This window comes from Allomesorhizobium aridi (assembly GCF_043769475.1).
Taxonomy (GTDB): Bacteria; Pseudomonadota; Alphaproteobacteria; order Rhizobiales; family Rhizobiaceae; genus Allomesorhizobium.
Genome location: NZ_CP171729.1, coordinates 5,477,377 through 5,494,760 on the forward strand (window position 1 = coordinate 5,477,377; position 17,384 = coordinate 5,494,760).

Genomic DNA, 17,384 nt, shown 5'->3' on the forward strand with positions numbered 1-17,384 from the left:
TGTTCTGCCTACAGTGTCACGCCCGCTTTCGCAACCTGACCGGCTTTGCCGCCATCCCCGGTGGAATGCTGCGGTGCGCCGATTGCGAGGCCCCGGAAATTCGCATACCGTTTACCAAACGATAAAAAACGGGACGGAAGTCAATCCAACCAGAGGTGGTCAAAAATGCCTAGAAACGAAGTCTTTTCGGCCGTATCGCGTCGCGCGATGTTGAAGTCGGCCGGCGCGGGCGTGGCCCTTGCCGCGATGGCCGGTCTGCCGACGCGGCTATTCGCCCAGGAGGCGCTGAAAGTCGCGGCCGTCTACACCGTGCCGGTCGAGCAGCAATGGGTCAGCCGCATCCACAAGGCGGCCAACGCCGCCAAGGATCGCGGCGACATTGAATATGTCTATTCCGAAAACACCTCCAACAACGATTATGAGCGCGTGATGCGCGAATATGCCGAGGCCGGCCACAAGCTGATCGTCGGCGAAGTGTTCGGCGTCGAGGACGCCGCCCGCACGGTGGCCAAGGATTATCCCGACGTCGCCTTCCTGATGGGGTCCAGCTTCAAGCCGGACGAAGCCGTGCCGAACTTCTCTGTCTTCGACAACTATATCCAGGACGCGTCCTACCTCTCCGGCATTATCGCCGGCGCCATGACCAAGTCGAAGAACATCGGCATGGTCGGTGGCTATCCCATTCCCGAGGTGAACCGGCTGATGCACGCCTTCATGGCCGGCGTGAAGGAGACCGCACCCGACACCAAGTTCCAGGTCGCCTTCATCGGCTCGTGGTTCGATCCGCCCAAGGCCAAGGAAACCGCCTTCGCCCAGATCGACGGCGGCGCCGACCTGCTTTACGCCGAGCGCTTCGGCGTTTCGGACGCCGCCAAGGAGCGAGGCATCCTCGCAGTCGGCAACGTCATCGACACGCAGGCCGACTATCCCGAAACGGTGGTGGCGTCGGCGCTCTGGCACTTCGAGCCGACGCTCGACAAGGCGATCGCCGAGGTGAAGGCCGGGACCTTCAAGGCCGAGGATTACGGCGTCTATTCCTTCATGAAGAACGGCGGCTGCTCGCTGGCCCCGCTCGGCACGTTCGAAGGCAAGGTGCCGGCCGATGTCGTGGCCAAGGTCGCGGAGAAAGAAAAGGCGATCAAGGACGGCAGCTTCACCGTAGAGATCAACGACGCCGAGCCGAAATCGAGCTAGGGCGGTCTTCCTTCTCCCCTTGTGGGAGAAGGTGGATTGGCGCGAAGCGCCAAGACGGATGAGGGGTGTTGGACGAAATGCAGACGTTGCGATCTGTCCAGCACCCCTCATCCGACCTCGCTTCGCTCGGCCACCTTCTCCCACAAGGGGAGAGGGAAGATCATGAACGTCGGCGCCCTTTGACATGAATGCAACCGTCCTGCGCCTCACCGGCATCACCAAGCGGTTCGGTCCGCTCGTCGCCAATGACGCGATCTCGTTCGAACTCGCGCGCGGCGAGGTCGTCGCGCTCCTCGGCGAGAACGGCGCCGGCAAGACCACCCTGATGAACATCCTCTTCGGCCATTATGTCGCCGACGAGGGCTCGGTCGAGGCATTCGGCAATCCACTGCCGCCGGGCGATCCGCGCGCAGCACTCGACGCCGGCATCGGCATGGTGCACCAGCATTTTACCCTCGCCGAGAACATGACGGTGCTGGAAAACATCGCGCTCGGCACCCAAGCCATGTGGCGGGCGCGGCTCGACCGGGGCGCGGCGGCCCGGCGCATCCGCAAGCTGTCGGGCGATTTCGGCCTCGCCATCGATCCCGGCGCTGTCGTCGCTGCGCTCTCCGTCGGCGAGCGGCAGCGCGTCGAGATCCTGAAGGCGCTCTACCGCGACGCGCGCATCCTGATCCTCGACGAGCCGACCGCTGTGCTGACCCCGGCCGAAACCGACGCGCTTTTCCGCACGCTGAAACTCCTGGTCGCACAAGGCCTGTCGATCATCTTCATCTCCCACAAGCTGCACGAGGTGATGGCCGCCAGCGACCGCGTGCTGGTGCTGCGCGCCGGCCGGCTGGTCGGCGAAAGGCGCACCGCCGAGACCAGCCGCCCCGAACTGGCCGCGCTGATGATCGGACAGGAGATCGCGCCGGCCACCGTCGCCCCGGCGGCGGTCGGCGAATCATTACTGGAACTGACCAACGTCTCGACGCGCGCCGGCGGCGGCGGTGCTGCCCTCGACGGAATATCGCTGACCCTTCGCGGCGGCGAGATCACCGGCCTTGCCGGCGTGTCCGGCAACGGCCAGGCCGCACTTGCCGCGCTGATCGCCGGAACCATGCAGCCGCTCGAAGGCAAGATCGCCATCGGCGGTGCGACGGTGAAGGAATGGTCGCCTCGGCGGGCGCTCGCCGCAGGCATCGCGCGCATCCCGGAAGACCGCCATGCGGTCGGCACGATCGGCGACATGAGCGTCACCGAGAATGTGATTTCCGAACGCTACCGCAGCGCCCGCTTCAGCCGGCTCGGCTTTCTCGACTGGCGCGTCGCCCGCGGCTTCGCCGAGGAGATCATCGCCGACTACGACGTGAAGTGCCCGTCGCCCGAGGCGCGCATCAGGCTGCTCTCCGGCGGCAACATGCAGAAGCTCATCCTCGGCCGCGCGCTCGATCCAGAGCCGTCAGTCATCCTCGCCAACCAGCCGACGCGCGGCCTCGATGTCGGCGCGGTTTCCTATGTCCACAAGAAGCTGCTCGAGGCGAGGGCGCGCGGCGCAGCAATCCTGCTAATTTCGGAAGATTTGGAGGAAATCTTGGCTCTGTCGGACCGCATCCTGGTGATGTCGAAGGGCCGGCTCTCGACACCGTCGGCGCGCGGCGAACGCACCGTGCGTGAGCTTGGCGAACTGATGGCTGGGCATATCCAAACTCTTCCTTCTCCCCGCTTGCGGGGGAGAAGGTGCCCGAAGGGCGGATGAGGGGCATCCTTGATTCGCCGCGCTGCCCCTCATTTGCCTGCCGGCATCTTCTCCCCGCAAGCGGGGAGACGAGAAGCTGTTGCGAGGTCCCGCCATGCGGCTTGAACCCAAACCAACGCCGCCGCTCGGCGTCACGCTGCTCTTCCCCATCGCCGCAATAGCTGCGACGCTGGTCATCACATCCCTTCTGGTGCTCGCCGCCGGCGCGTCGCCGTTTTCCGTCTTCTACCTCGTCGCGCGCGGCGCCGCCGGCACCCAATTCGCGGCCCTCGAAACGCTGACTCGCGCCACCCCGCTGATCTTCACCGGCCTTGCCGTCGCCGTCGCGTTCCGCGCAAAACTCTGGAACATCGGCGCCGAGGCGCAGCTCTATATCGGCGGCGTGGTCACCATCGTGCTCGGAACGGGCGCGCTGCCTCTGCCCTCTTTCCTGCTCATCCCTATGATCATGCTGGCCGCAATGGCTGCCGGCGCGCTCCTGCTGCTCGGCCCGGCAGTGCTGAAGACGCGTTTCGGCGTCGACGAGGTGGTCACCACGCTGCTCCTCAACTTCATCGTGCTGCTCTTCGTCTCGATGCTGCTCGAAGGTCCGCTGAAGGACCCAATGGGCCTCGGCTGGCCGCAATCGCAAAGAGTCATCGCCGAGGCGCAGCTCCCCCGCATCATCCTGGGCAAGCGCCTGCATTACGGCTTTGTCATCGCCATCGCCGCAGCAGCGATCGTCTGGGTAATCATGAAGAAGACCGTGCTCGGCTACGAGATGCGCGCCGTCGGCCACAATGCGGAAGCCGCGAGTTTTGCCGGCATCCCGGTCAACCGCGTGCTGATGAAGACCGCGCTGCTTTCCGGCGGGCTCGCGGCGCTTGCCGGCTTCTCGGAAGTGTCGGGGCTGAAGGGCAACCTCACCCTCGACCTGTCGCCGGGCTACGGCTATTCCGGCATCGTGGTGGCGATGCTCGCAATGCTCAACCCGCTCGGCGTCGTCGCCTCGGCGATCTTCGTCGCCGGCATTTTCGTCGGCGCCGACGCCATGAGCCGCACTGCCGGTGTTCCGAGCTACATCGCCGACGTGATGGTCGCCACCGCCCTGTTGACGATGGTCACGGCGATCCTCATGTCGCGGTTCCGGGTGAGGTGGAGGTGATGGAACAGGCCCTCGAAATCCTCTTCACCGCATCCTTCTGGGTCGCTGCGATCCGCATCGCCTCGCCGCTGATCTTCGCCACCACGGGCGAATTGATCTGCGAGCGCGCAGGCGTGCTCAATCTCGGCATCGAAGGCATCATGACCGCCGGCGCCTTCGCCGGCTGGTTCACCGTCTATGCAGGCGGCGATCTCTGGACCGGCGTCATGGTCGCAGCCCTCGCCGGCGCGATGTTCGGCCTGCTTCATGCGACGCTCACGGTGCCGCTTGGTCTGTCGCAGCATGTGGTCGGCATCGGCGTCACCCTGCTTGCCTCCAGCCTCACCTACTTCACCTACCGGCTGGCGCTGCCCGAGGTCACCTCGCCGCCCAAGATCGCGCCCTTCGAGCCGCTGGCCATTCCCGGCCTGTCGTCCATCCCGGTCATCGGCCCGGCGCTGTTCAACCAGACGCCGCTGACCTACCTCGCCTTCGCCACCGTCGCCATCGTCGCCTGGGTGCTCTACCGCACGCCGCTTGGGCTCGCCATCCGCGCCGCCGGCGAGAACCCGGCCGCCGTGGAAGCGCAGGGCATCAGCGTCACCGGAATCCGCATGAGCGCGGTGATGGCCGGCAGCGCGCTGATGGCGGTCGGCGGCGCGTTCCTGACCATGTCGGCCTTCAATTCCTTCTTCTTCCAGATGATCAACGGCCGCGGCTGGATCTGCATCGCGCTAGTCGTGTTCGGCTCGTGGCGTCCGGGCAAGGCGCTGCTCGGCGCTATATTGTTCGCCGCTTTCGACGCCTATCAGGTGCGCCTGCAGCAGCTTTCCGGCGGCGTCGTGCCCTATCAGGTCTTCCTGATGATGCCCTATGTCTTGTCCATCCTCGCTTTGGTGCTGGTGGCGCGCCGCGCGACCTATCCCAAGGCGCTGATGACCCCCTACCAGAAAGGCGAAAGATGAGTTTTGACAGTTAGTCGGGGCTGCAGCGTGCTTAGGCTATTATGTCCTGGACGAGCGAGATGAGAAGAGTTTCGTCACCCGAGAAGCTCTCGATCATCGCGTGCATGACCCGATCTTGGTCGAGCATTTCTTCATCGAAGGTGAAGCCGGCATGCTCCGCCAGCATGGCAAGAAACGTCAGTTGAGTACGACCATTGCCCTCGCGAAACGGATGCACCGCATTCAGCTCTGCTAGGAAGTGGCCTACGTGTCCGGCGAATTCTGCGGCGGTCATGTGCCGGAGGGCGTCGGCGCTGCCAAGCTCGGTGAAGATGCGTTCCAATTCGGACGCGATGTACTCGGGATAGCAGAACCAGTTGCCGTCTTTCCCTATCCGGATTGCCCTGATTTCTCCGGCCCAGGCATACACGTCCTGAAAAAGATGTCGGTGAAGGCTGAGGTAGTGCCGCACGTCGAATGCGCCTGTAGGGAACGGCTCGTCGGCGCGCGTCAGGAACAGCGCGAGTTCCGCTTCATCAAGAAGATCTGGATCGTCTATGTCGAGAAGGTTTCTTAGAACGGCGGTGCCTGGATAGCACAGCGGGTCGGCTTCGGCGGTGTAAGCCAACCGCTACTTCCCTCGCACCTGTTCCTTTATGAGTGAACGGCGCTCGTCCCCGCTCAAACCTGCCCTCGCGCTCCGGTCGAGGATGCGCGCCATGCGTTCAGTAAGCTTCATGCCTTCGACGGCGCTGATCTTTTCGCCCTTGGAGCGGGTCAGTACGAAGCGCCCGGATTTGGCTGAACCTGTTGTGCGAGACGTGGAGCTTTTCATGCTTTCAAGCTAACACATTCAGCGGCCGGGGCAAAATCGTTGTCTGGCGAACTACGAAAGGCGAAAGATGAGTTTCGACATAATCGTCCGTGGCGGTACGCTGCCCGACGGAAGCACCGCCGACATCGGCATATGTGGGGACAAGATCGCGGCGATCGAGCCGCGTATCGACGCCGAGGCGGGCCGCGTCATCGACGCTACCGGCAATCTCGTCTCGCAGCCCTTCGTCGATCCGCATTTCCACATGGATGCTACGCTGTCCTACGGCATCCCGCGCATCAATGCCTCCGGCACGCTTCTCGAAGGCATCGCGCTATGGGGCGAGCTGAAGCCGTTGCTCACCCACGAGGCTGTCCGCGACCGCGCGCTCGCCTATTGCGACTGGGCGGTTTCCATGGGCCTGCTCGCCATCCGTACCCATGTCGACACCTGCGACGACCGCCTGCTCGCTGTCGAGGCGCTGCTCGAGGTGAAGAAGACCGTCGCGCCCTATATCGACCTGCAGCTCGTCGCCTTCCCGCAGGACGGGTTCTACCGCTCGCTCACCGCGCGGGAAAACACCATCCGCGCCCTCAATATGGGCGTCGACATCGTCGGCGGCATTCCGCATTTCGAGCGCACCATGGCCGACGGCACGCGCTCCGTCACCGAACTCTGCGAGATCGCCGCCGAGCGTGGCCTGATGGTCGACATGCATTGCGATGAGACCGACGATCCGCTGTCGCGCCACATCGAGCAACTCGCCTATGAGACGCAGCGCCTCGGCCTCTCGTGCCGCGTCGCCGGCTCGCACCTGACCTCGATGCACTCGATGGACAATTATTACGTCTCGAAGCTGTTGCCGCTGATCGCCGAAGCGGGCGTTTCGGCGATCCCCAATCCGCTCATCAACATCGTCATCCAGGGCCGCCACGACACCTATCCCAAGCGCCGCGGCATGACCCGTGTGCCGGAAATGCTGAAGGCCGGCATCCGAGTCGGCTTCGGCCAGGATTGCGTGCTCGACCCGTGGTATCCGCTCGGCACGGCCGACATGCTCGACGTCGCCTTCATGGGTCTTCACGTCGCGCAGATGACCAGCCCGGTCGACATGGCGCATTGCTTCGACATGGTGACCAAGGTGAACGCCGAGATCATGGGTCTCGATCATCTTGGCCTCGCGGTCGGCAAGGCCGCCAGTCTCGTCGTTCTCGACGCCGGTAGCCGCGTGGAGGCGCTGCGCCTGCGCGCCGACCGGCTATGCGTGATCGCCAGGGGCAAGGTCGTCGCCGAGCGCGAGAAGCGGGCAACGCGATTGTCGATCGCCGGACGGCCGGCGACGGTCGACCGCCGGCACCATACGGCAGGCTGACTTAAAGCATAGTGCCGAAAAGTGGATGCCGGTTTTCGGCAAAAACGATGCGAAAACAAAAAGCCAGAGCGAGATGCCCGATTCCGAAATCGGGCGGCTTGCTCTAGCGGTTTGCGTGCTTGTCGGGCCGGGGGCCGGGCTTCGGCTGCACTTTCGGCGCGGCCGCGGTCGTGGCGGTCGCGGCTGCTGCAGCAGGCGCAGCCTTTTCGAGGGGCTTCCCGGTGCTCACGCCCGGGAGCGCCTGTTCGGTGGGGGCCCTTGCGGTGCGCTCGGCCGGGGCGCGCTTTCCACCGACGAAGCTCCTGTAGATGAAGCCGCGCGTGCCGTCGTAGACCACCTCGCACCAGGCCTTGCAGTCGACCAGACCGACGGACGCACTGGCTGGAATGACCCTGAGCACCTTCGATCCGCTCGCCGGCCTCGACCGCAAATTGACGCCATCGTTCACGCGGACGGTTCGCTGGGGTGCTGGCCCTTTCTTCACGGCCGGCATTTCCGGTGCGGGAACCGCGAGTTCGGGCGAGGCCGGAGGCGCTGGTTCGAGCGCCCGTTCCTCGTTGCGGAAGATAGCGGCCGTCGCCATCGGATCGGACGGTTGTTCCTGCGCGGCAAGCGCGCGCGCCACAATTGCGCCGGCAGGCGTTTCGAGGTCGACCAGCGCGTTCGCGCCTGTCCGGGGCCCCGGGCTCTGGCGCGCCCAGCGTGGATCTTCGGGCAGCAGCGCCTCCGCGTCGGAGACCTCGACTGGTGCGCTGGCGGGCCGCTGGGGTGCTGTGGGTTTTGGGGCGGTTTTCGTGGTGTTCGGCGTCGGAGCAAGCTTGATCGATATCGTCTTTACCGTCCTGACCGGCAATTGCTGCATTGCAGCCGCCAGTCTCATCTGCGGCGCATCGGTTGCCGCCGCCCGGGTTTGCTCTCCGCCTATCAGGAAGGTCGTTGCTGCGCCTCCTGCGGCAAGCAGAGCAACCGCGCCGGCGAAGGCCATCGCCGGGCGGCGGCCTCGATATGAGGAAGTCGAGCCGCGTTTTCCATCTGTCGCGGCGAGGCTGACAGGCTTTGTCACTCTTCTACTCCACGCTGAACCAGGCCAGTGCGAATGCACCTTGAAGTGTCTGGTTGAGTCCCTTTCCCTCAACGCAAAAAATTCAAAAAAATAGATCGGCGAGCATCGCCGCAAGCACGCCGGACGATAGCATCGCTCGCAATTGTGGCGTTGCTATGCCCGTAATTTACGGTTCATAAAGGGTTTTTCGATCCGCGTCGGATCTACACGCCTGTGCTGGCGGCGATGCACGCTTTGCTTGGCGCCAGATTCTAGGCCTTCACCTTCGCCCCCGCCGGGTCGTAAAGCGGCTCGATATGCAGCGTCGCTTTCGTCCGTTCCATAGCCACGACCAGCTCGTATCCGCCCGTCGCAAGGTATTCGTCGCCGACGCCGTCGGCATGGCGGACATAGCCGTAGCCGATGTTCTTGCCGACCGTGTAGCCATAGCCGCCGCTGGTCAGATAGCCGACCGCTTCGCCGTTCCGCAGGATCGTCTCGCGCCCGAGAAGCACGATCTCGGGATCGTCGACGGTGAAACATGCGAAGCGCTTTTTCGGCGTCGCACCCTGCAACGCCTCGAGCGCCTTTCGGCCGACGAAATCCGTATCCTTGCGCAGTTTCACCGCCCAGCCCAGCCCGGCCTCGAAGGGCGTGTCGTTGGGCGTGATGTCGGAGCCCCAGGCGCGGTAGCCCTTTTCCAGCCTCAGCGATTCCAGCGCCCGGTAGCCGACCGGACGGATGCCGTGCGGCTTGCCCGCCGCCATCAGCGCGTCGAACACTTCGCCCGTGGCGCTGATCGGCACATGCAGTTCCCAGCCGAGTTCGCCGACATAGGTCACGCGTAGCGCCCGCACGGTATAACCGGCGATAGCGATCTCGCGGACATGGCCGAACGGGAAGACGGCGTTGGAGACGTCCGCATCCGTGACCTGCTCGAGTACATCTCTCGCGCGCGGCCCCATCAGCGACAGCGTGCCGAATTCTTCAGTCACATCGACAAGCGCCGCACCGAGCCCGTCAGGAATATGGTCCCTGATCCAGGCAAGATCGTGGGTGCGGAAACCGGTGCCGGTGACGATGTAGAATTTGTCGCCGGCAAGCCGCGCCACGGTCAGATCCGCTTCGATGCCCCCGCGCGTATTGAGAAGCTGGGTATAGGTCAGCCGGCCAACTGGCTTCGAAACGTCGTTGGCACAGATCCAGTCAAGCGCAGCCAAGGCATCCCTTCCCGTGACCAAAAACTTGGCGAAAGAGGATTGGTCGAAGATGCCGACTGCCTCGCGCACATGCCGGTGCTCGTCGCCGACGGGCTCGAACCAGTTCTGGCGGCCCATCGAATAGATGTCGCGCGCCTCCATCCCCTCCGGCGCGAACCAGTTCGGCCGCTCCCATCCGAGCTTCGACCCGAACACCGCGCGGTGCGCCTTCAGCCGCTCGTAGAGCGGCGAGACGATGCGCGGCCGGCCGCTCTCATGTTCCTCATGCGGAAAGCCGATCGAATAGTGTTTGCCGTAGGCTTCCAGCGTGCGATCGCAGACCCACTGGCGATCGCGATGCAGACCGGAGAAGCGGCGGATGTCGACCACCCAGAGATCGAGCGGGGCCTCGCCATCCATCGCCCACTGCGCCAGCACCCAGCCGGCGCCGCCGCCCGACGCGATGCCGAAAGCGTTGAAGCCGGCCCCGACGAACATGTTCTCACATTCCGGCGCGACGCCGAGAATGAAATTGCCGTCAGGCGTAAAGCTCTCCGGACCGTTGATCATCTGCTTGACGCCGGCTGTCTCCAGCGCCGGGATGCGGGCGATCGCCTGAGCCATATGCTGTTCGAAATGGTCCCAGTCGTCGTCGAACAGGCGGAACTGCCAGTCGCCGGGAACATCCCCGCCCGGAAGCCCGGTCGACCATGCCTGCGGGTTTGGCTCGTAGCCGCCCATCACCAGCCCGCCGACCTCTTCCTTGAAATAAGTCCGCCGGTCGGGATCGCGGATGGTCGGCGCGTCGGCCGCCAGCCCGGCGATCTTCTCGGTGATGATGTACTGGTGCTTGACCGGCTGCAGCGGCACGTTGATGCCGGCCATCGCGCCCACCTGCCGCGCCCATTGCCCGGCGCAGTTCACCACCTTGTCGCAGGCGATGTCGCCCTGGTCCGTCTTCACCTTCAGGATGCGGCCGTCCTTCATATCGAAGCCGGTGACGCGGACATCCTCGAACAGCTTCGCGCCATGCATGCGCGCGCCTTTGGCCAGCGACTGCGTGATGTCGGACGGGCTCGCCTGGCCGTCGGTCGGGAGCCAGCTCGCGCCGACCAGATCGCCGACCTCCATCAGCGGCCACATCGCCTTCACTTCGGCCGGCGACAGAAGCTGCATGTCCATGCCGAAGCTCTTCGCCGTCGTCGCCAGCCGCTTGTATTCGGTCCAGCGGTCCTGGTTGGTGGCGAGCCTGAGGCATCCCGTCATCTTCCAGCCGGTGGCTAGCCCCGTCTCGGCCTCCAGCCCCTTGTAGAGCTCGACCGAATATTTCAGCACCCGCGTGATCGAGGCGGACGAACGCAACTGCCCGACCAGGCCCGCCGCGTGCCAGGTCGAGCCCGAGGTCAGCTTGCCCTGCTCCAGAAGCACCACGTCGGCTTTGTGGTCGCGCGCCAGGTGGTAGGCCGTCGAGCAGCCGATGATGCCGCCGCCGATGACGACGATCCGAGCGTGGCTTGGCAGGGTCATGATCAGGATTTTCCGTATGCGAGGCGGTAGCGTTCGAGCGCATCTGCGAGACGCGACAGGTTTTCAGCCGTATAGGCGACATAGTCGACGCCGGTTGCGGCCAGATGCAGTTCCGAGACCATGCTCCACATCGCCTCGCGCAGCAGCGAGGCGCACTGCATGGCGGCGTGGGAGCGAAGCAAATCGGCCGACGGCTGGCCGCCGAAATAGGCGGATAGAAAGTCTTCCGATTCCTGTTCCGTCATGCCGGCATTCGATGCCGCTCCGGCGAGGTCGAACATGGCGGTGGAGAAGCCGGCATATTCGAAGTCGATCAGCCAGAGCCGCGAGCCGTCGTCGAGTATGTTGGCGGGCAGCAAATCATTGTGGCCGAAGATCACCGGCAGCGCCGTCTGCGCCTGCTCCAGTTCCTCGGCGAGCGAAAGATAGCCGGGAAGCTCCGCCGCCATGCGGCTGCCGCCGGCCTCCAGTGTGCGGGCATAGTCGCGGATGACGTGGAACACCCAGAACATGAAGCCCGCGCCCGAGACATGCTGCGGCATCTCGGTGTGGAAACGCCTGAGCAGCAGTGCGATGCGCTCGCGGTTCGCCCGCACGTCCTGCGCACAGTATGTCCTTGCGCCGATGAAGGCGGTGACCATGATGCCGGGCTCGGCATATTGCACCTCGGGCGCGAAGCCGGCCGCATGGGCGGCGCGCGCAGTCATGATCTCGCGTTCGCGCGAAACGTGGTGGAACGGAAAATCCCTGCCGAAGCGCACGACATGCCGGCCCGCGCTATCGGTTACCAGATAGCTCTCATTGCTGATGCCGCCGTGCAGCGGCTCGATCGAGACGCCGCCGGCCCAGCAAGGCAGGGTGCGGATGCGGTGTTCGTTGCTCCTCACGCTTCCCTCGGCTTCCCAGGCCGGCGCGACTGTGCGGCTCGGTTCCGGCGGCAATGTCATGCGGCCGGTCGCGGCTTGTCAACGCTTTGCTGGGTCGTGGGCGAGAGCCTTACCCGAAAATTAGCGACCGGTGCGCCGATACGCCGGCAAACGCGCCGTCCGCCACCGCAAACGCGATATTGGTCATGGAGCGCGCTGCGTCGCCGGCCGCATAGACGCCCGGAACGCTCGTCTGCTGCAACTCGTCGACCTTGATGATCGGGCCGAGCCCGCCCTCGGCAAAGGCGCAGCCCAGTTGTTCGGCAAGCGGGCTCGCCATGCTGGTGCGCGGCGCGGTGAAAAGCGCCTTGACCAGGACCGCGCGCCCGTCCTCGAGGCGCACCGCCAGTCCGTCCGCACCATCTGCCTCGCAGGCAGCGATGCGCACCGGCTCCAGTTTCACGCCGCGCGCCTCGAGCGCACGCATCTGCTCCGCATCCGGTTCGAAGGCGGCATTGGTGAAAAGCGTGACGTCGCCCCAATCGGGGATAAGCAGCGCCTGATGCATCGAGATAGCACCGACGGCCAGCACGCCGAGCGGCCCGCCCGCTGCCTCGTAGCCATGGCAGTAGGGGCAGTGCAGCACGGTCTTGCCCCACTGTTCCTGCAGGCCGGGAATGTCCGGCAGATTGTCGCGCACGCCGGTCGCGAGCAGCAGCCGCGCTCCTTCGAACGTCTTGCCGTCTTCCAGCGCGACGGCGAATCCTTCGCCCGCCGCCTCGGCATTCGCCGCATATGCATCGACGATTGTCGCCGTCGGATAGGCGAGCAACTGCCTTCTCGCGTCGCCGAGAATGTCCGCCGGCGTGCGGCCGTCCTGTCCCAGGAAACCGTGCGAATGGGCGGCGAAGCGGTTGCGCGGCTGGCCAGCGTCGATCACCAGCACCCGCCGCCGCGCCCTTGCTACCTGCGTTGCGGCAGAGAGGCCGGCGAAGCTGCCGCCCACCACGATCAAATCATACTGCATGGCTGGTCACTCCAATTTCGTCGTAGCGGCGGCGAAAATCGGCCGCCAGGTCTGCAAGCGTGATGCGGCCGAGCTTCTCGGCGAGCAGCCGCTCGGCTTCCGTGCGAAAATCCTCCAGCGCCGCGATCACTGCCTGCTCGACCAGGCAGCCGGGGCTTTCCGGCTCGGTGCTGAACGGCAGCAGCGTCTCGCCGAGGGCTGAGCTGATCTCGGCCAGCGAAATCTGGTCCGGCGCGCGGCCGAGCTGCCATCCGCCGCCATGCCCGCGCGAGGAGGCGACGATGCCTGCTTCGCGCAGGCCCGCGATGCTGCGCCTGACGACGACCGGATTGGTGTGGATGAAGGACGAGAGTTCTTCGGAGGTCAGCGCCCGCCCGCCCGCTTCCGCCATGTGGACGAGCATGTGCAGGGCGGAGGAAAATCGGCTGTTTCGTTTCATGTAACTAAGTTAGTTACAAATCTTCGCGCGTCAAGGCTGGCCGACGCCGCAATCAGCGCCGTGCCAGCAACCGACCTGTACGAGGCGAACGCTACTCTTTCGCCAGTTGCCCGAAGAAGCCCACGATCCTGCTGATTCTATGGTCTGGCGTGATCTCGGCAACATCCAGGCCCTCCGGCAGCATCGAGCCGTCCGCCTGCACGAGGCGCCAGGCGAAGCGCGCCACGCCATGATGCGCATCGACGCGGCTGGTCCTGATGACCTTGGCGCCGGGCCGTCGAGCGGCGACCGTGCCGATATGGGCGAGCAGGGCGTCGATGCCGGCCGCGTGAACAGTGGGGTCGGTGTAGGTAGCGCCGGCGGTCCAGACGCTTTCCAGGATCTCCCGCCTGCGTTTTGGGTCCGGATCGCTCCAGGCCGCGCAGTAGGTGTCGATCAGCGTGTCGATCAGCGTCTCGATTTCGTTCGTCGGCATGGCGGTCTCCGATGCGAGGGGAAGCGACTATGACTCAATCTGAAATAGCATGAGGCGCTTTTCATTGGGCCAGCGGCGTGCTCTTTCAAGCCATGGCGTTCACCATCAGGCAGTTGCAGTTCTTCGTCGCCGTGGCAGAGCAGGGCACGGTTTCGCGCGCCGCGCAGAACCTGTCGATCTCGCAATCCTCGGTCACCGAAGCCATCAAGGAGCTCGAAAGCGATCTCGGCGTCGAACTCTTCGAGCGCCATCCGCGCGGGCTCAACATCACCCATAAGGGCCACCAGTTCCTGCGCCACGCGACAAAGATCCTGGCCGACGTGTCGGATGCGCGCCGCACCTTCTCGCACGAGCAGGAGCGAACGAGTGGCCGGCTGCATCTCGGCGTCACCTCGCTCGTCGCAGGTTATGTGCTTTCCGATCTGCTCGCCCGCTACCGCCGCGCCTTTCCCGGCGTCGAGGTCACCGCCATCGAGGACAATGGCGATTATCTCGAGCATCTGCTGGTCGGCGGCGAACTCGATGTCGCCGTCATGGTCATCTCCAACCTCCGCGACCGCATGGCGCTGCAGGCCGAAATCCTCGAAGTCTCGCCCTACCGGCTATGGCTGCCGCTCGGCCATCACTTGGCCGGCGCCGACATCATCGGCATCAACGACATCGCCGCCGAGCCGCTGATCATGCTGACCGTCGACGAGATCGAGGAAAACACCGGCAAGCTCCTGGTGGCGCTGGGCGCGCGCCCGCATGTCGCCTTCCGCACCCGTTCGGTCGAGGCGGTGCGCAGCCTTGTCGCCACCGGCGCCGGCGTGGCGCTGTTGCCGGACCTCGTCTACCGGCCGTGGTCGCTGGAAGGCGACCGCATCGAATCCCGCGATATCTCCGGCGCGCTTCCCGTGGTGCAGGTTGGCATGGTCTGGCGGCGCGGCTCCAGCCTGACGCAATCGGCCCGCGACTTCATCGGCATGGCGCAGGGGCAGCGCTCGGTCCGACAGCGGCCGTGATATATCGGAAAAACCGATATCGACGTTCTGACAAATGAATTTGCGAATGCGCGATATTCCGGTCACCTTGCATTGCCGGGATAACGCCGCCTCCAGAGAGCGGCCCCGCCAATGGGAGAATAGTCATGAGATCGTTCCTGAAATCCTGCACCGCGCTGACTGTCGCATTGAGCTTTTCCGGCCAGGCACTGGCCCAGGTCAAGGAGATCGGCGCCGGGGAGGGCCAGGTCAACATCGTCGCCTGGGCCGGCTATATCGAGCGCGGCGAAACCGACAAGAAATTCGACTGGGTGACGAAATTCGAGGAGGCGACCGGCTGCAAGGTCAACGTCAAGACCGCCAACACCTCCGACGAAATGGTCGCGCTGATGAATGAGGGCGGCTTCGACCTCGTCACCGCCTCTGGCGACGCCTCGCTGCGGCTGATCGCCGGCAAGCGCGTGCAGCCGATCAATATCGAACTGATCAAGAGCTGGGGAACCATCGACGATCGCCTGAAGGACGCGCCCTGGCACACCGTCGACGGCGTCCATTACGGCGTGCCCTACATGTGGGGCCCCAACGTTCTGATGTACAACACCAACGTCTTCAAGGAAGCGCCCAAGAGCTGGAAGGTCGTCTTCGAGGAAATGACGCTGGGCGACGGCAAGTCCAACAAGGGCCGCGTCCAGGCCTATGACGGGCCGATCCACGTCGCCGATGCGGCGCTCTATCTGATGACGCACAAGCCCGAGCTCGGCATCAAGAGCCCTTACGAGTTGAACGAGGATCAGTACAAGGCCGCACTCGACTTGCTTCGCACCCAGCGCACGCTGGTCGGCCGCTACTGGCACGACGCCTTCATTCAGATCGACGACTTCAAGAACGAGGGCGTCGTCGCCTCCGGCTCGTGGCCGTTCCAGGTCAATCTGCTCAAGGGCGACAAGCAGCCGGTCGCTTCCGTCTTCCCGGAAGAAGGGGTCACCGGCTGGGCCGACACGACCATGATGCATGTCGACGCCGCCAATCCCAACTGCTCCTACATGTGGATGGAGCATTCGCTGTCGTCCAACCTGCAGAGCGATCTCGGCGTGTGGTTCGGCGCCAACCCGTCGGTTCCGGCCGCCTGCGCCGACGGTCGTGGCATGATGACCAAGGAAACCTGCACGACCAACGGCTTCGACAATTTCGAGCAGGTCAAGTTCTGGACGACGCCCACGTCCAAATGCGCCACCCAGAACGACCAGTGCGTGCCCTACTACCGCTGGGTGTCGGACTACATCGGCGTCATCGGGGGGCGGTGAACAGGGTAGCCTGTCCACATAGCATCGCGCCGCCCCTCACCCTTACCCTCTCCCCGTGAACAACGGGGAGAGGGGGGTCGCCAGCGTTGCGGCCATCTCTCCTCTCCCCGTTCTTACGGGGAGAGGATGCCGGCAGGCAGGTGAGGGGCAGCGCTAATAGTTCAAGGTAGCGAACTTGAAATTCCGAGACCGCCAATGACCACCGCCGTCTCCTTCCGACAAGTTTCCCGCCACTTCGGCTCCGTGAAGGCCGTCGATGCGGTCGATCTCGACATCAGGCCGGGCGAATTCTTCGCCATGCTCGGCCCGTCCGGTTCGGGCAAGACCACCTGCCTTCGCCTCATCGCCGGCTTCGAGCAGCCGACCTCGGGCAGCATCGAGATTTTCGGCGAGCGGGCCGAAGGCGTCCCGCCCTATCGCCGCAACGTCAACACCGTGTTCCAGGACTACGCGCTGTTTCCGCATCTGAACGTGCTGGACAATGTCGCCTATGGGCTGATGGTCCGCGGAGTCGGCAAGGCCGAGCGTGCATCCGCCGCCGAGGATGCGCTGCGGCTGGTACAACTCCCCGGCTATGGCGGCCGCCGTCCGGGCCAGCTCTCCGGCGGCCAGCGCCAGCGCGTCGCGCTCGCCCGTGCGCTGGTCAACAAGCCCAAGGTGCTGCTGCTGGACGAACCGCTCGGAGCGCTCGATCTGAAGCTGCGCGAAAACATGCAGGAAGAGCTGAAATCCCTGCAGAAGGCGCTCGGCATTACCTTCGTCTTCGTCACTCATGACCAGGGCGAGGCGCTGTCAATGGCCGACCGCGTCGCCGTCTTCCACGAGGGCGGCATCAGGCAGATCGGCACGCCGCAGGAAATCTACGAGCGGCCGCACTCCCGCTTCGTCGCCGATTTCGTCGGCTCGTCCAACGTGCTGCCGCCCGATTTCGTCAAGCTGCATGGCGGCCAGCCGCGCTGGGCGAGCCTGCGCCCGGAAAAGATCCGCATCGACAACGGCGAAGCCGGGCAGGGGGTCGCCGGCTCCGTCCTGTCGCGCAGCTTTCTCGGCGCCACCAACCGCGTCACCGTCGAGGCCGACGGACTGCGCCTCCAAATCGTCACGCCCGCCGGCCAGCCGCTGCCCGAGGACGGCGCAGCCGTCTCGCTGCACTGGCTGCCATCCGACCTGCACCTGATGGAAGGCCCGCAATGAGCGCCGAGGCCATGCATATCCTGCACAGCGGGGCGGAAAGCACCCCTCAAAGGGCAGGGCGGTCGCATTCTGAAAATGGCCGTCGGCGAGGAAGAGTTGCCACCTGTTCTGTACCGCTTTTGACTTCCAATACGTCGCGG

General features: G+C 64.8%; 15 protein-coding genes. 8 read left to right on the forward strand and 7 right to left on the reverse strand.

Annotated elements, in window-relative coordinates:
- Positions 1 to 165: 165 nt before the first annotated feature.
- From ACG873_RS29150 to ACG873_RS29165, 4 genes are all read left to right on the forward strand, one after another.
- Complete coding sequence (locus ACG873_RS29150) at positions 166 to 1,194, forward strand: BMP family protein (protein WP_394889312.1); 1,029 nt, start codon at positions 166 to 168, stop codon at positions 1,192 to 1,194.
- 184 nt (positions 1,195 to 1,378) lie between these two features.
- Complete coding sequence (locus tag ACG873_RS29155; RefSeq protein ID WP_394889314.1) at positions 1,379 to 2,935, forward strand: ABC transporter ATP-binding protein; 1,557 nt, start codon at positions 1,379 to 1,381, stop codon at positions 2,933 to 2,935.
- A gap of 94 nt (positions 2,936 to 3,029) precedes the next feature.
- Positions 3,030 to 4,079, forward strand: a complete 1,050-nt coding sequence (locus ACG873_RS29160) for an ABC transporter permease (protein ID WP_394889315.1) — start codon at positions 3,030 to 3,032, stop codon at positions 4,077 to 4,079.
- A complete protein-coding gene (locus ACG873_RS29165; protein ID WP_394889316.1) occupies positions 4,079 to 5,023 on the forward strand; it encodes an ABC transporter permease in 945 nt (314 codons plus the stop codon). The genes ACG873_RS29160 and ACG873_RS29165 overlap by 1 nt, the downstream gene beginning before the upstream one ends.
- Positions 5,024 to 5,054: 31 nt before the next feature.
- Here the strand turns inward: ACG873_RS29165 and ACG873_RS29170 are convergent, their stop codons facing one another.
- Positions 5,055 to 5,630: a Fic/DOC family protein gene (locus tag ACG873_RS29170; protein ID WP_394889317.1), complete on the reverse strand. Its 576-nt coding sequence runs from the start codon at positions 5,628 to 5,630 to the stop codon at positions 5,055 to 5,057.
- Between the two features lie 274 nt (positions 5,631 to 5,904).
- On the opposite strand from ACG873_RS29170, the gene ACG873_RS29175 reads away from it, so the two are divergent.
- A complete protein-coding gene (locus tag ACG873_RS29175; protein WP_394889318.1) occupies positions 5,905 to 7,188 on the forward strand; it encodes an amidohydrolase family protein in 1,284 nt (427 codons plus the stop codon).
- A 103-nt stretch (positions 7,189 to 7,291) separates the two neighbouring features.
- Here ACG873_RS29175 and ACG873_RS29180 read toward each other — a convergent pair whose 3' ends face one another.
- From ACG873_RS29180 to ACG873_RS29205, 6 genes are all read right to left on the reverse strand, one after another.
- Positions 7,292 to 8,251 carry an SH3 domain-containing protein gene (locus ACG873_RS29180; protein ID WP_394889319.1) on the reverse strand — a complete coding sequence of 320 codons (960 nt, stop codon included), beginning with the start codon at positions 8,249 to 8,251 and terminating at the stop codon, positions 7,292 to 7,294.
- Positions 8,252 to 8,502: 251 nt separating this feature from the next.
- Entirely contained in the window at positions 8,503 to 10,956 is a 2,454-nt protein-coding gene (locus tag ACG873_RS29185; RefSeq protein WP_394889320.1) for a GcvT family protein, read from the reverse strand.
- Positions 10,957 to 10,958: 2 nt separating this feature from the next.
- The gene (locus ACG873_RS29190; RefSeq protein WP_394889321.1) at positions 10,959 to 11,903 is read right to left on the reverse strand and encodes a phosphotransferase; all 945 of its coding nucleotides are present in this window, start codon (positions 11,901 to 11,903) and stop codon (positions 10,959 to 10,961) included.
- Between the two features lie 49 nt (positions 11,904 to 11,952).
- Entirely contained in the window at positions 11,953 to 12,849 is an 897-nt protein-coding gene (locus ACG873_RS29195) for an NAD(P)/FAD-dependent oxidoreductase (protein WP_394889322.1), read from the reverse strand.
- Positions 12,839 to 13,288 (reverse strand): RrF2 family transcriptional regulator, encoded by a 450-nt coding sequence (locus ACG873_RS29200; protein WP_008840632.1) that lies wholly within the window; start codon positions 13,286 to 13,288, stop codon positions 12,839 to 12,841. The genes ACG873_RS29195 and ACG873_RS29200 overlap by 11 nt, the downstream gene beginning before the upstream one ends.
- Before the next feature lie 91 nt (positions 13,289 to 13,379).
- The gene (locus tag ACG873_RS29205; protein ID WP_394889323.1) at positions 13,380 to 13,763 is read right to left on the reverse strand and encodes a nuclear transport factor 2 family protein; all 384 of its coding nucleotides are present in this window, start codon (positions 13,761 to 13,763) and stop codon (positions 13,380 to 13,382) included.
- Positions 13,764 to 13,855: 92 nt separating this feature from the next.
- Here ACG873_RS29205 and ACG873_RS29210 point away from each other — a divergent pair, with 92 nt between their 5' ends.
- The 3 genes from ACG873_RS29210 to ACG873_RS29220 all read left to right on the forward strand — a co-directional run bounded on the left by ACG873_RS29210 (position 13,856) and on the right by ACG873_RS29220 (position 17,244).
- Positions 13,856 to 14,767, forward strand: a complete 912-nt coding sequence (locus tag ACG873_RS29210) for a LysR substrate-binding domain-containing protein (RefSeq protein WP_394893760.1) — start codon at positions 13,856 to 13,858, stop codon at positions 14,765 to 14,767.
- Positions 14,768 to 14,892: 125 nt separating this feature from the next.
- A complete protein-coding gene (locus tag ACG873_RS29215; RefSeq protein WP_394889324.1) occupies positions 14,893 to 16,050 on the forward strand; it encodes an ABC transporter substrate-binding protein in 1,158 nt (385 codons plus the stop codon).
- Between the two features lie 195 nt (positions 16,051 to 16,245).
- Positions 16,246 to 17,244: an ABC transporter ATP-binding protein gene (locus tag ACG873_RS29220; RefSeq protein WP_394889325.1), complete on the forward strand. Its 999-nt coding sequence runs from the start codon at positions 16,246 to 16,248 to the stop codon at positions 17,242 to 17,244.
- Positions 17,245 to 17,384 lie beyond the last annotated feature (140 nt).

Excerpts from the sequence above, each read along its gene's own strand:
- ACG873_RS29150 (WP_394889312.1), top strand. The coding sequence starts at position 166 with ATGCCTAGAAACGAAGTCTTTTCGGCCGTATCGCGTCGCGCGATGTTG.
- ACG873_RS29155 (WP_394889314.1), top strand. The coding sequence starts at position 1,379 with ATGAATGCAACCGTCCTGCGCCTCACCGGCATCACCAAGCGGTTCGGT.
- ACG873_RS29160 (WP_394889315.1), top strand. The coding sequence starts at position 3,030 with ATGCGGCTTGAACCCAAACCAACGCCGCCGCTCGGCGTCACGCTGCTC.
- ACG873_RS29165 (WP_394889316.1), top strand. The coding sequence starts at position 4,079 with ATGGAACAGGCCCTCGAAATCCTCTTCACCGCATCCTTCTGGGTCGCT.
- ACG873_RS29175 (WP_394889318.1), top strand. The coding sequence starts at position 5,905 with ATGAGTTTCGACATAATCGTCCGTGGCGGTACGCTGCCCGACGGAAGC.
- ACG873_RS29185 (WP_394889320.1), bottom strand. The coding sequence starts at position 10,956 with ATGACCCTGCCAAGCCACGCTCGGATCGTCGTCATCGGCGGCGGCATC.
- ACG873_RS29190 (WP_394889321.1), bottom strand. The coding sequence starts at position 11,903 with ATGACATTGCCGCCGGAACCGAGCCGCACAGTCGCGCCGGCCTGGGAA.
- ACG873_RS29195 (WP_394889322.1), bottom strand. The coding sequence starts at position 12,849 with ATGCAGTATGATTTGATCGTGGTGGGCGGCAGCTTCGCCGGCCTCTCT.
- ACG873_RS29200 (WP_008840632.1), bottom strand. The coding sequence starts at position 13,288 with ATGAAACGAAACAGCCGATTTTCCTCCGCCCTGCACATGCTCGTCCAC.
- ACG873_RS29205 (WP_394889323.1), bottom strand. The coding sequence starts at position 13,763 with ATGCCGACGAACGAAATCGAGACGCTGATCGACACGCTGATCGACACC.
- ACG873_RS29210 (WP_394893760.1), top strand. The coding sequence starts at position 13,856 with ATGGCGTTCACCATCAGGCAGTTGCAGTTCTTCGTCGCCGTGGCAGAG.
- ACG873_RS29215 (WP_394889324.1), top strand. The coding sequence starts at position 14,893 with ATGAGATCGTTCCTGAAATCCTGCACCGCGCTGACTGTCGCATTGAGC.
- ACG873_RS29220 (WP_394889325.1), top strand. The coding sequence starts at position 16,246 with ATGACCACCGCCGTCTCCTTCCGACAAGTTTCCCGCCACTTCGGCTCC.